Annotated in this window: 14 protein-coding genes; 7 read left to right on the top strand and 7 right to left on the bottom strand. The window is 60.9% G+C overall.

All coding sequences use genetic code 11. The features are described from left to right. Positions 1-5 precede the first annotated feature (5 nt). Positions 6-209, bottom strand: a complete 204-nt coding sequence (locus HGP12_RS05690; RefSeq protein ID WP_075851912.1) for a YdcH family protein — start codon at positions 207-209, stop codon at positions 6-8. Between the two features lie 231 nt (positions 210-440). Here HGP12_RS05690 and HGP12_RS05685 point away from each other — a divergent pair, with 231 nt between their 5' ends. Continuing rightward, positions 441-614: a YdcH family protein gene (locus HGP12_RS05685; RefSeq protein ID WP_168838206.1), complete on the top strand. Its 174-nt coding sequence runs from the start codon at positions 441-443 to the stop codon at positions 612-614. A 171-nt stretch (positions 615-785) separates the two neighbouring features. Here HGP12_RS05685 and HGP12_RS05680 read toward each other — a convergent pair whose 3' ends face one another. Beyond that, entirely contained in the window at positions 786-1,046 is a 261-nt protein-coding gene (locus tag HGP12_RS05680) for an ArsR/SmtB family transcription factor (RefSeq protein WP_168838207.1), read from the bottom strand. Between the two features lie 222 nt (positions 1,047-1,268). Here HGP12_RS05680 and HGP12_RS05675 point away from each other — a divergent pair, with 222 nt between their 5' ends. The 5 genes from HGP12_RS05675 (at position 1,269) to HGP12_RS05655 (ending at position 6,381) form a co-directional block, all read left to right on the top strand. After that, complete coding sequence (locus tag HGP12_RS05675; protein ID WP_168838208.1) at positions 1,269-1,922, top strand: thiamine phosphate synthase; 654 nt, start codon at positions 1,269-1,271, stop codon at positions 1,920-1,922. Between the two features lie 9 nt (positions 1,923-1,931). Continuing rightward, positions 1,932-3,170 (top strand): tetratricopeptide repeat protein, encoded by a 1,239-nt coding sequence (locus tag HGP12_RS05670; protein WP_168838209.1) that lies wholly within the window; start codon positions 1,932-1,934, stop codon positions 3,168-3,170. 196 nt (positions 3,171-3,366) lie between these two features. Further along, a complete protein-coding gene (locus tag HGP12_RS05665) occupies positions 3,367-4,167 on the top strand; it encodes an inositol monophosphatase family protein (RefSeq protein WP_168838210.1) in 801 nt (266 codons plus the stop codon). Positions 4,168-4,302: 135 nt separating this feature from the next. Further along, positions 4,303-5,346, top strand: coding sequence for a MotA/TolQ/ExbB proton channel family protein (locus tag HGP12_RS05660; RefSeq protein WP_168838211.1), 1,044 nt, complete (start codon positions 4,303-4,305; stop codon positions 5,344-5,346). Positions 5,347-5,349: 3 nt separating this feature from the next. After that, entirely contained in the window at positions 5,350-6,381 is a 1,032-nt protein-coding gene (locus HGP12_RS05655; RefSeq protein WP_168838212.1) for a peptidoglycan -binding protein, read from the top strand. Positions 6,382-6,385: 4 nt separating this feature from the next. On the opposite strand, the gene HGP12_RS05650 is transcribed toward HGP12_RS05655, so the two are convergent. The 4 genes from HGP12_RS05650 to HGP12_RS05635 all read right to left on the bottom strand — a co-directional run bounded on the left by HGP12_RS05650 (position 6,386) and on the right by HGP12_RS05635 (position 10,344). Continuing rightward, positions 6,386-7,633, bottom strand: a complete 1,248-nt coding sequence (locus HGP12_RS05650; protein ID WP_168838213.1) for an RNA polymerase sigma factor — start codon at positions 7,631-7,633, stop codon at positions 6,386-6,388. A gap of 5 nt (positions 7,634-7,638) precedes the next feature. Continuing rightward, positions 7,639-7,977 (bottom strand): YciI family protein, encoded by a 339-nt coding sequence (locus HGP12_RS05645; RefSeq protein WP_168838214.1) that lies wholly within the window; start codon positions 7,975-7,977, stop codon positions 7,639-7,641. 248 nt (positions 7,978-8,225) lie between these two features. Then, complete coding sequence (locus HGP12_RS05640; RefSeq protein WP_015341032.1) at positions 8,226-8,414, bottom strand: YegP family protein; 189 nt, start codon at positions 8,412-8,414, stop codon at positions 8,226-8,228. A 109-nt stretch (positions 8,415-8,523) separates the two neighbouring features. Next, positions 8,524-10,344, bottom strand: a complete 1,821-nt coding sequence (locus tag HGP12_RS05635; RefSeq protein ID WP_409526803.1) for an ABC transporter transmembrane domain-containing protein — start codon at positions 10,342-10,344, stop codon at positions 8,524-8,526. A 175-nt stretch (positions 10,345-10,519) separates the two neighbouring features. Between HGP12_RS05635 and rpmE the strand changes: the two genes are divergently transcribed. After that, positions 10,520-10,741, top strand: coding sequence for a 50S ribosomal protein L31 (rpmE, locus tag HGP12_RS05630; RefSeq protein ID WP_015341030.1), 222 nt, complete (start codon positions 10,520-10,522; stop codon positions 10,739-10,741). Positions 10,742-10,816: 75 nt separating this feature from the next. Here rpmE and HGP12_RS05625 read toward each other — a convergent pair whose 3' ends face one another. Beyond that, positions 10,817-12,754 carry an elongation factor G gene (locus HGP12_RS05625; protein WP_168838216.1) on the bottom strand — a complete coding sequence of 646 codons (1,938 nt, stop codon included), beginning with the start codon at positions 12,752-12,754 and terminating at the stop codon, positions 10,817-10,819. Positions 12,755-12,928 lie beyond the last annotated feature (174 nt).

The following is a 12,928-nucleotide window of genomic DNA, read 5'->3' as shown; positions in this document are numbered from 1 at the left end:
GCTCCTCAGGCTATGATATCGGGGATGATCTGGTCTTCCAGCTTGGTCAGCTTGTCCTTGATGACGAGCTTCTTTTTCTTCATGCGCTGGATTCGAAGGGCATCGCAGCCCGTCTGGATCATGGCATTGATTGCGGCGTCATAATCCTCGTGCTCCTGGCGCAGCCGCGCCACGATCAGCCTGATTTCCGCCTGTTCCTGATCGGCCATGTTCATTTCCCCAGCCTATAGCGGAATCGCATTCGTTCCGTCTCCTGAATTCCGCAAGCTCCTATCACCAAACGGCGATAACGGGAAGTTCTCCTTCATCACGAATTTGCCGCCTATAGGCCACGTTTTCGCCTTCGACAAAGGTTCGATATTATGGCACAGTGGGAGGGTTGACACCTAGGGCCTTGGCGAATGGATGGTCAGGGCCCTTAAAGAGGAAGGAAGGGTCATATGACTGTTCAAGCTCATCTTGAATCGCTGGAAAAGAAACATGTCGCTCTCGAGGAGGCGCTGCATCTGGCACTATCATCTCCCTCTATGAATGATACGGAAATAGCCGACATCAAACGCAGGAAACTGCGCGTCAAGGACGAAATCCAACGTCTGCGTTCGTCAGTTCACTGACATAACGGTTTTAAAGTTCAAAAAAGCCATCGATCTTGGGGGCACCAGAGGCAGATCGAAAATTTTCCAGCCAGGATCGATGAGCATTTCCGTCAAAACGGATGCGCCAGCATCATAGTGTCAGAGGTAGAAGTTGGCGCAATTTTCCTGAAGCCGCGAAAGCCAAGGATTTCAGGACCAGAACTGATCCAGCCATAAATTTAGCTTGTCGAAACCGCGGCTGTTGACCGCGTATATGCGTTTCGTGCCTTCATTGGTGACGGAAACGAGATTGCTGTCGAGCAACGCCTTGAGATGCTGCGAAACGGCCGGGCGGCTGATCGGCAGGCCGTGCGCCAGTTCGTTGACCGTTTTGGGTGCGCGGCGCAATTCCTCCAGCAGGTAGCGCCGGTTCGGATCCGCGATGGCTGCGAAAGGGTCCATGATCGACATGGCGGAAAGCTACGTCAAACGCTAAAAGGCGGCAAGTTAATTGTGCGCTGCATGATATATTGTGCGATAGGCTTACCGGCGGCGGCGAGAATGTCCTGGAGTTGCGCCGCAGATCGCCGTTTCAGCCGCTGCCCCTTGTCAGAGAGAGCTAACGGATTTACTCACGACTATCGAACCGGTGCGCCATCGCTGACGATGGAAGCCGAAACCATGGAAGCTCGCATGACCGTGCCCGAAGATCGTTGCCGCCTCGTTCTCATCGTTCCCGACATTGCCGATATCGAACAGCAGGCGAAGGTCGTGGCCGATGCGCTTAGGGGCGGGGATGTCGCCTCGGTGATCATCCCCCAATACGGGCTGGATGACGGCACTTTCCAGAAACATGCTGAAAAGCTGGTGCCGGTGGTGCAGGCGGCGGGAGCTGCGGCGTTGATTGCAGGCGACAGCCGTGTGGCCGGCCGGGCCAAGGCCGACGGGCTGCATATTGCCGGCAATATTACCGAGCTTACCGAAGCCGTCGAAAAGTTCGTGCCGAAGCTGATCGTCGGGGGCGGAAGCGCCGCCGACCGGCACGGCGCCCTGGAGATCGGCGAGCTGCGACCGGATTATATCTTCTTCGGCAAGCTGGAAGGCGACATCAAGCCGGAGGCGCATCCGAAGAACCTGGCGCTCGGCGAATGGTGGGCCTCGATGATCGAAATCCCCTGTGTCATCATGGGTGGCACCGATCCGCAATCGGCGCTGGAAGTGGCCTTGACGGGTGCGGAGTTCGTGGCGCTGCGCGCAGCGGTCTTTGCCGACCCCACGGCGGCTCCATCCATCGTTGCCGAGGTGAATGCGCTTCTGGACGAAAAAGCGCCACGGTTTGAGGATTGATAGCGATTCATGTCGTCTAAGCCTCGATTCCGCCACAGACCTTTACTCGTCGCGCTCACGGCCGGGCTGGCGGTATTTCCACTGCTGGCTGCAGCGCAATCGGATAATGGCGCTGCGTCGCTGCCGGGCGTTACGGCGCCGGCGGAGAAGGGCGCGCGGCCAGACGACAAGGGTCAGGGCGGTGACCAGGCGCAGTCCGATGACGCAGCCACCGTGCCGGATGCGCCGGCGGCCAACGAAAGCATCGTGACGCGGCCGCTGGGTGCCGATGCCGGCACCTTCAAGACCGAGAAGATTCAGCCGGGTACCGAGCCGAAGGCCGACGGCGACATCAAGCCTTCGGAAGGCGTCGGCGTCTTCGAGCGCATGGGCGCCAACCTGCCTGCCCTGCCGCCGGAAAAACCCTTCAAGGGCAAGGTCGACGACGCCTATGGCGCGTTCCAGCGCGGCTATTATCTGACCGCTTTTCAGCGGGCGCTGCCGCGGGCGCAGCTCGGCGACCCGGCCGCCCAGACCCTCATTGCCGAGCTGATGTCGCAGGGATTGGGCGTCAAGCGCGACACCAAGGACGCCGCTTTCTGGTACAGCAAGGCCGCCGACGGCGGCGATGCGACCTCGATGTTCAAATACGCCTTGATCCTGATGGAAGGTCGCGACGTGCCTCGCGATCAGAAGAAGGCGGATGAATGGATGAAGAAGGCTGCCGAAGCCGGGCAGCCTTCGGCCGAATTCAACGTGGCGCAGATGCTGACGGCCGAAAATCCGGGCGTGAAGGGCCTGCAAATGGCGCTTCCCTATTACGAGAAATCCGCCGAGCAGGGCATTGCCGACGCGCAATATGCCGTCTCGCAGCTCTATTTCAATCTTCCCGACCTGCCGCCGGAGAAGAAGGCCCGCGCGCGGGAGTGGCTGTCGCGCGCCGCCAATTCAGGCTTCGACACCGCACAGCTCGACATGGGCCTCTGGCTGATCAACGGCATCGGCGGCAAACAGGATCTGGAAAACGGCTTCAACTGGATGCGGGTTGCCGCCTATCGCGGCAATGTCGTCGCTCAGAACAAGCTGGCGCACCTTTATATCAACGCCATCGGCACGAAGCAGGATCCGGTGGCTGCGGCCACATGGTACGTCATTTCTCGCCGCGCCGGTCTGAAGGACACGGAGCTCGAGGATTTCTATCAGGGTATCGAGGACTATCAGCAGAAGGCCGCCATCGACGCCGCGAACAAGTATCGTCGCGCGCGATAGCAGCCGAGGCTGAAACCGGCTGAAACGGGGCCTGATGTGACGTCAGTTTGCGCGTGCCATAGCCTCACCACTTGAAATTCCCCCGATTTTATGGTCTTGAGGCCGCCAATCTTTATTTCCGCTGACGCTCCCGCTCCGTCGGGGCCTGCTTTAGGGCCGCCCGGTCAGCGCTTTCTGTATTATCCAAGGAAACCCGATGGCCCGTTCTGCTCTTCTCAATGTCATGGTTCAGGCTGCCCTCAAGGCAGGTAAGTCGCTCAGCCGCGATTTCGGCGAAGTGCAGAACCTGCAGGTTTCTGTGAAGGGACCGGGCGATTTCGTCAGCCAGGCGGATTTGAAGGCGCAGAAGATCATCCGCGATGAGCTAATGAAGGCGCGTCCAACTTACGGTTTCCTCGGCGAAGAAAGCGAAGAGGTCAAGGGTACGGACGGCGCGCATCGCTGGATCGTCGATCCGCTCGACGGCACCACCAACTTCCTGCACGGCATTCCGATGTTCGCCGTTTCGATCGCCCTTGAGCGCAATGACGAGATCGTCGCCGGCGTCATCTTCAATCCGGCGACCGACGAACTCTATACGACCGAGCGCGGCGGCGGCGCATTCCTTAACGATCGTCGCCTGCGCGTCGCTTCGCGCCGCGTGCTGTCGGACAGCGTCATCGGCTGCGGCGTTCCGCATCTCGGCCGCGGCAATCACGGCAAATTCCTGGTGGAGCTTCGCCACGTCATGGGCGAAGTCGCCGGTGTGCGCCGCCTCGGCTCCGCATCGCTTGATCTCGCCTATGTCGCCGCCGGCCGTTTCGACGGTTTCTGGGAAGCCGGCCTGTCTCCCTGGGATGTTGCGGCAGGCATTCTGCTGATCCGTGAAGCCGGCGGTTTCGTCTCGGATTTCCATGGCGGCAACGACATGCTCGGCACCAGTTCGATCATCTGCGGCAACGAGCACATCCAGAAGGCGCTCGCCGAAGTGGTCAAGCGTCCGATCCCGACGAAGTAAGCCATTCCCCCATTCGCTTTTTCGAATGACAAAACAGTCTGTTGCCAACGGACTGTTTTGTGCTTTCCGTCTCTTCAATTCGGCACAATGTTGCTCTAGTCTCCGCCTGCGGAAAATGCGGTGGCGGAGCGTGTGATGGAAAATGTGAATCTGTCGGACCTGGGATCGACCGACAACGTATCGGGCAATTACACCTACAAGCTCTCAAGCCCGATGGCCTTCTTCTGGACGATGGTTCTTTTCCTGATCATCGTCGGCTTCATCGTGGCGATCCTCTTCCGTCAGGCCCAGGTCGCCTTCCTGCACAATCCCGGTCTCAACGGCTTGATCCTGGGCGTTCTGGCCGTCGGCATCCTGCTGGTCTTCAATCATGTGCTGATGCTGAGGCCGGAGGTTCGCTGGTTCAATCATTTCCGCGCCGTCGGCAATGCGGACAAGGTCGGCCGCAATCCACGGCTTCTCGCGCCGATGCGGGCGCTGCTCGGCAACCGCCGCGCGATGCAGCTGTCGACGGCGACACTGCGCTCCATTCTCGATTCGATCGCCACGCGCCTCGACGAATCGCGCGATACTTCGCGCTATCTCATCGGCCTGCTGGTCTTTTTGGGTCTGCTCGGCACCTTCTGGGGTTTGATCGGCACGATCGGCTCGATCAACGACGTCATCCAGAGCCTCGATGTCGGCACCGGCGGCACCGGCGATATTCTAAGCGCCCTGAAGAGCGGCCTTTCCGGCCCGCTGGTCGGCATGGGCACGGCCTTCTCGTCGTCACTGCTCGGCCTTTCCGGCTCGCTGATCCTCGGCTTCCTCGACCTGCAGGCCGGCCGCGCGCAGAACCGTTTCTATACCGAGCTTGAAAACTGGCTCTCGTCGGTCACCGATGTTGGCTCCGATATCGCCCCCGTCATCGAAGGCGCGGCTGGTGCCTCTTCGGAGGATGTGCGGGCACTGTCGGACTATCTGCGCAAGATCGCCGAGGAAGGTGGTGGTCAGCGCTCGGTAACCGCCATGGCCAACCTCGCCGAAGGCATTCAGGGCCTGGTCAAGAACATGCGCAACGAACAGCAGATGCTGCGTGACTGGATCGAGGCGCAGCAGGAAGAGGCGAAATCGATGCGCCGCACGCTGGATCGCCTTGCGGACCGCATCGGCCACACCGAGAAGACCGGGAGCAAGTAAGCCATGGCGCTCGCCCGCAACCGACGCCACCAGAGAAGCGTCGACTACTGGCCCGGCTTCGTCGACGCGCTGTCCACGCTGCTGATGGCCATCATGTTCCTGCTGACGGTATTCGTCGTCGGCCAATTCATCCTCAGTCGTGAAATCTCCGGGCGTGACGAGGTCCTCAACCGCCTCAACAGCCGCATCAACGATCTTGTGGAACAGCTGGCGCTGGAAAAGAACGGCAAGCAGGATCTGGAAGATACCGTCGCCAATCTGCAGGCCTCCCTTTCATCGGCGGAAAGCGAGCGTTCGCGCCTGCAGTCCATGCTTGCTGCAGGTTCCGGCAACAGCCAGGCCGCCGAGCAGCGGGCCGGTACGCTGTCGCAGCAGCTCGATGATCAGAAGCAGTTGAGTGCGCGGGCTCTCACCCAGGTCGATCTCCTCAATCAGCAGATTGCCGCCCTGCGCAGCCAGATCGCCGCCGTCGAGGCAGCGCTTCAGGCGTCCGAGTCCAAGGACCAGTCGTCGCAGGTGAAGATTGCCGATCTTGGACGGCGCCTCAACGTGGCGCTGGCGCAGCGTGTGCAGGAACTGAACCGCTACCGCTCGGATTTCTTCGGCCGCTTGCGCGAAATCCTCTCCGATCGTGACAATATCCGCATTGTCGGCGACCGTTTCGTGTTCCAGTCCGAAGTGCTGTTCCCATCGGGCTCGGCCGATCTCAATCCGGCCGGCCAGACGGAGATGACCAAGCTTGCGGCGGCTCTCATCGATCTTTCCAAGGAAATTCCGCCCGAGATCAATTGGGTGCTGCGCGTCGATGGCCACACCGACAATGCGCCGCTTTCGGGCAATGGCCGCTATGCGGACAACTGGGCGCTGTCGTCGGCGCGCGCCATCGCCGTCGTCAAGTTCCTGATCGCGCAGGGCGTCCCCGCCGACAGGCTTGTTGCGGCCGGCTTCGGCGAATTCCAGCCGATCGCACCCGGCGATACGCCGGACGCACGCGCGACCAACCGGCGCATCGAGCTGAAGCTGACGGAAAAATAATCGATCATCGCTCCGGCGATGCGACGCTATCGAGGCGTGCCTGCAGGAATTGCCGCACGGCTTCGCTATCGCTGAGGCCGATCGCGCTGCGATATGCGCTGGAGGCGTTTTTCATATCTCCCGCCTCCGTCAAGAGGTGGGCGCGCACGGCCCAATAGGGTTGATAGTTGACGATTTCGCGCTCGGCTATCCGGTCAAGGAGCGCCAGCCCGGCGGCCGGACCATCCACCCTGCCTGTCACCGCCGCGTGGCTGACGCGGGCGCCGGCTGTCGGCTTCATGATCACAAGCGCCTCATAGAGCTTGGCCAGTGCGGCCCAGTCCGTCGCGCCGGAACGTCGCCGGTCGGCATGCACGGACTGGATCGCGGCCTGGCACTGGAACGGACCGAAACGCCCGAATGCACCAGCCTTTCGCAGCAGATCGTCGGCTTCCGCGATCATTCCGGTATCCCAAAGGGCCATTTCCTGTTGGTCGAGAGGGACATAGTGTCCATTCGCGTCGCGCCGTGCTTCCCGACGGGATTGACTGTAGAGCATCAGCGACAACAAGCCCGCCGCCTCCGGTTCCTGGGGCAGGGTCGCAAGCAGAGTGCGGCCGAGCCAGATGGCTTCTTCCGCGAGCGAGCCTTGCTTGCCGATCTCTCCGTCGACCCCGTCCCAGCCGAGGCCATAGGCGGCATATATCGCCGAGAGCACGCTCTCCAGTCGGTCCGGCAACATGGACCGCTCGGGAACGATAAAAGGAATATGCGCGTCGCGGATCTTGATTTTTGCACGCACCAGCCGCTGGCTCATGGCTTGCGGCGAAACGAGGAAGGCCCGGGCGATGGTTGCGGCATCGACCGCCAGTACGGATTGCAGCATCAGCGGGGTGTGAGCCGAGCGATCCAAAGCCGGATGGGCGCAGACGAAGAGAAGCTTCAAGCGCTCATCTGGAAAGGCGGAGTTGTCGGTATTCATGCGTTCCTCCGCTTCTTCGAAGGCCATCATGATCCTGTCGCGCGCTCCGGCCCTGACGTTCTCGTGCCTGACCCGGCGAAGGAGATTGCGCTTGGCTGCAACCAGCAGCCAGGCTTCCGGATTGTCGGGGATGCCGCGTTCCGGCCAGGTACTTAGCGCTGCCGCGATCGCATCGGACAAAGCATCCTCGGCCGCCGGCACGTCGCGGAAACGCGCGGCGAGAAAAGCAATCAGCTTGCCGTAGGATTGACGCGCCGCTTGCTCGGCAGCGCGTCGGGCATCCAATGCCATGATGGCTACATCTGCAATCGCGGCCGTATCTCGACCGAGCCTTGCTGGGAGATCGGTATGCGCAGAGCCCATTCCAGCGCGGCATCGAGATCCGGCACGTCGATCAGGTAGAAGCCGCCAAGCTGCTCCTTGCCGTCAGGGAAGGGACCGTCCTTTACCTCATGGTCCTCGCCCTGGCGACGGACGACCGTTGCGGTCTCCGGCGCGGTCAACCCCGCGCCTCCTGTCATGATGCCGGCCTGGATAAGCGCCTGCGTGTAGGCAACCCAGCCGTTCTTATAGGTCGGATCGGCGCGACGCTCGAAATCCTCGGCTGATTCACGGATGATCAAAGCATATTGCATGAGATAAGTCTCCGATTGGCAGTTTTGACGATGGCCGGACGGCGTACCTGCAAAGCTCAATGCCGGAATATACAACACCGCTGGCGAAACGGCTTCCTGCCGCTTCGATATAATGAGCCGTGAGCCCGGGCGAATTCGACACTCGCGGAAAGATTTTTGAAATTCATGACCGAAAAATCAAAACGGCCGGCATGCCCAAGGGGCAGCCGGCCGGACATGGCTTCACAGCAGATGCTTGACGCGAAGTCTTAGGCGGTTGCGGTGGTCTGGTCGTCGATGACGGCGCCGCCGACATGAGCCTTGATCGATTCGATGGCATGCAGAGCCGAAGCCTTCGCCTTGTAGCCTTCGGAACCGAACATGGTTTCGCCGTTCGAGGCTTTGAAGCGAAAGCGAAACTCGCCAGCCTTGTCCTTGTAGACTTCAAATTTATACATGGTTCACGTCTCCTAGAATCGCGTCAGCGCGGGATAACGCGGAAAATCTAGCTCAACTTCAAAGTTATTTCCATATGGTTGTATTTGCGGCAACGGGATACTGCACATGCTATTTCGCGATAAGCATGTGTTCCTCTATGCCGGCATCGAACTGCAGGCGTGCAAGCTTCGCGTAGATGCCGCCGTGGCGGATCAGGCTTTGATGCGTGCCTTCCTCGACGATACGGCCCTGATCCAGCACCAGAATGCGGTCGGCCTTCAGCACGGTCGCCAGGCGATGGGCAATGACGAGAGTGGTGCGTGTTTCCATGAGGCCTTCCAGGGCTTTCTGCACCAGGGTTTCGCTTTCCGCATCGAGGGCGGACGTTGCCTCGTCGAGCAGCAGGATCGGCGCATTCTTCAGGATGGCGCGGGCAATGGCAACGCGCTGTCGCTGGCCGCCGGAGAGGGTTACGCCGCGCTCGCCGACTTGCGTGTCATATCCCTTTTCCAGGCGCGAGACGAATTCGTCCGCCTGTGCGGCGATGGCGGCGGCGCGCACTTCGTCGCGAGAGGCATCCGGGCGGCCGAAGGCGATGTTGTCGTGGATGGAAGCGGCGAAGATCGTAGTGTCTTGAGGCACGATGGCGACGCGCTCACGCAAGGCATCCGGCAGAACATCGCGAGCGTCGACGCCATCTATGGCGACTTGGCCCTTCTGCGGATCGTAGAAGCGCAGCAGCAGCGAGAAGATGGTGCTCTTCCCGGCGCCGGACGCCCCGACGATCGCGACCGTCTCGCCCGGCTTCACCGAGAAGGAGAGCCCATGCAGCGCCGATCGCCCGGGTCGTGATGGATAAGAGAAGTGGACATCGGAGAAATCCACGCGGCCCTGCGGCGGCTGCGGTAAGGGCAGGGGATTGGCCGGAGCGGCAATGGGCGAAACCTCGGCAAGCAGCTCGCCCAGGCGATCGGCAGCGCCCGCGGCCTGCGACAGCTCGCCCCAGACTTCCGACAGCGAACCGAGCGAGGAACCGGCGATGACGGAGTAAAGCAGGAACTGGCCGAGCGTGCCGGCCGACAGGGTGCCGGCAAGCACATTCTGCGCCCCGACCCAAAGAACGGCGACGATGCTGCCGAAGATCATGGCAATGGCGAAGCCCGTCAGCAGCGAGCGGGATTTGATCGCCGCACGCGCCGCCTGATAGGCATCCTCGACCGTATTGCCATAGCGCTGCGAGGCGGCGATTTCGCCGTTATAGGCTTGGATGGTGCGGTTGGCCGCGATGGTTTCATTGGCATAGGCCGATGCCTGCGCCAGCGTATCCTGCGCGGCACGCGAGCGCTTGCGCACGGAGCGGCCGAAGCTGACCAGCGGCAGCACGATGATCGGGATGGCGATCAGGACGATGCTCGAAAGCTTCGGGCTGGTGATGATCATCATGATCACGGCGCCCAGACAGAGGATGAGGTTGCGCAGCGCGACGGAGGCAGTAGCGCCGACCGCGGACTTGATCTGGGTCGTGTCGGCCGTCAGCCGCGAGACGATCTCGCCGGACTGGTTGACGTCGAAGAAGGAGGGCGACAGCCGCGTGACGTGGTCAAAGACCTCGCGGCGCATATCCGAGACGATGCGTTCGCCGATGGAGATGACGAAATAGTAGCGCAGCGCGCTCGCCGCGGCGAGCACCAGGGCCATGCCCATGATCGCGATGAAATAGCTGTCGATCAGTCCGCAGTCGGCCTCATCGAAACCGTGATCGATCATGCGGCGCACAGCGACCGGCAGAGCAAGCGAGGTGACGGCTGCAAGGACGAGCGAGACAAGCGCTCCGGCCACCATGCCGCGATATCGCCTGAGGTATGGCGTCAATCGTCCAAGGGGACGGATCGAACGGGTTTTCTTTTCCTCTGCCTGGCCAGTCTCTGACAAGTCGTCTCCTATCCCCATATCAGCAAAGGGACTTGACGTTTCGCCCCTTGTTATCGCCGCTGCCTTCATGTATAGGCACGCCATCTTAATTGGAAGCCGTGGCCTTTAACGGACTGCGGCTTCATTTATTCAATCGGTTCGGTTGCCGCAATGGCTTGCGACAAATGGACCCTGGCATGACAGGAAGATTGTTATGAAGGCCAACATTCATCCCGACTACCACACGATCAAGGTAGTCATGACCGACGGTACCGAATATGAAACCCGCTCGACCTGGGGTTCTGAAGGCGCTGTCATGAACCTCGAAATCGACTCCAAGTCCCATCCGGCTTGGACCGGCGGCAACCAGCAGCTGATGGACCGTGCCGGCCGTGTTTCGAAGTTCAACAAGCGCTTCGGTGGTCTCGGCATCTAATCGCATTGCGATTTGCCGCTTGAAAAGAGCCCGGTTTTGCCGGGCTTTTTTGTGTTGGGTATGTCGCCTCGGCGCTCATCGCACGCGCCGCAGGTAGTCGGCGCGATCGAACGGGTTGGCACCCGCGCGCTCCCGTAAGTGTGGCGGACCGGCCAGCGGGGCATAGTGGTCGAAGGCGTGATCCAAAGCGCCCGCTCCGCCCGACAATCCCGGCAACTGCCTTTGAATATTCTGGATCATCGCCGATGCCACCGTGCCTTCCAGCCGGGCCAGTCCCTCGTCGATCAGCGATTTTCTCATCGATGCGCCGGATTTTGCCAGCAGGCTGTGCATGCCGGCGAGTGCCATTGCCGGTATCTCGATATGAAAATGCTCGATAGGCTGGCACAGGACCGTGCGCGCGGACGAAAGCGCCGATGCCAGCACCAGCGGCGTCAGCTTGCGAAAATCCACAGCGGTCGTGGCTGGCGAGCTTTGGCGCGCCGATGTCATGGCGACGTGGCAATCGATGACCTGCCAACCGAAAAGACCTTCCTTCAGTGTTTCGAAAGTGGCCTCCTCGACCGCTCGATAGAAGCTTGCGGGCATCTGGCCGACGTCCACTTCCAGAGCAAAGCTGTTGCCGGCGCCTTCCGGCCGCGGCTCGACGCGCAATCCGACCGTTGCGAGAAACGGATTGGGCTCCTTGAATATCAGCTCAATTGCGCTTCCGGTTCCGACCAGCCTCTCGGCATAGATGACGGTGCTTTCTTCGAAGACGATATCCAGGCCGAACTCGCTCGACAGCGTTGCCTGGATGACTTCCTTCTGCACCTCGCCGTAAAGCGAGACGTATATGTCGCCGGTTTCTTCATTGGCGCGCAGGTTGATGAGCGGATCCTGCTCTGCGAGCTGGCCAAGAGCCAGCCACAGTGCCGCGTTTTCGGAGGGCCGCATCGGACGGATGTGGGTTTCCAGAGTGGGGGGCGCAAAATGACGAAGAGTGCCGGGTGACGTCTCGGTGCCGACCCAATCGCCGATGCGGGCATTCGCGAGCCCGCCGACCTTGGCGATCTGTCCCGCGCTGACCTGCGTGACCTTGTCCGCTCGGCCGTCCCGGAAAAGCTGAAGGCTGCTGATCTTTGCCAAGCCGTTCGGGAGTTCGAGATCGTCACGAAGTCCGATCGTGCCTGACGCCAGATAGAGATAGGCGAGCTTCTCCCCGCCCCATCCTCGCTCGATCTTGAAGATTTTCCCGGAGACCGGACCATCAGGATTCGGGAGGCGGCTGGGAAGCAGGGTCTCGATCGCCGAGATCAGGGTAGGGATACCGAGGCCCCTTGTGGCCGCACCGGCAAATGCCGGGTGAATGAGAGCTCTCGCCACCTGATCGACAAGGAGGGGCTCCAGTCTTTGTCGCGTCAGACGCTCCGGATGAAGCACATAATCGGCCAGCAGGGCCTCATCGTTGACCGTAAGCACCTCGCATAGGCGCGAGAAATGAGGATCGGCTCCGATATCGGCTGCTTCCACAGCGGCGAGCCTGCTGCCGGCATCGCGCACGGTCGACATCGCAACCGGGCGGACCGCCAGCTGGGTCGCAATATCATCGAGAACGTCATCATAACGCGCGCCGAGGCGATCGACCTTGTTGATGAAGAACACGAAGGGGATGCCGAGGCGCCGCAAGGCCCGGACAAGTACACGGGTCTGCGGCTGCACGCCCTCGACTGCCGAAACGACGACGACGGCCGCATCGAGCAATTGCAGGACCCGTTCTATCTCGGCGATGAAGTCCGGGTGGCCTGGCGTGTCGACGAGGTTCACCGCCACATCGCCAATGGTAAAGGAAGCCACCGCCGCAGCGATGGTGATGCCGCGCTGTCTTTCGAGTTCGAGACTATCGGTCTGCGTATTGCCGGCGTCGACGCTGCCGAGCCTGTCGATAACACCGGTGTCGAAAAGGAGTCGTTCCGTTAGGCTAGTCTTGCCCGCGTCTACATGGGCGAGAATGCCCAGATTCAATGTGCGCATGGTCCATCATCTTCTCAGAATTTCGGATTTGATTTTCGTGAGAAGTGAGTCGGCGCATTGGGTCCTCCACGCACATTCGATATCGGCTTGCCCATCCCTTGAGAGAGGCGGGGTACTCTTTTTTACAGATGTTTCGCGCAAACCGTCAAGCTTGGCCCGGTTTCTACTCTGAGC

This window comes from Rhizobium sp. P28RR-XV (assembly GCF_012641385.1).
Lineage (GTDB): Bacteria > Pseudomonadota > Alphaproteobacteria > Rhizobiales > Rhizobiaceae > Rhizobium.
The sequence above is the reverse complement of the archived record's forward strand: the minus strand, read 5'-3'. Positions and strand labels throughout refer to the sequence as shown.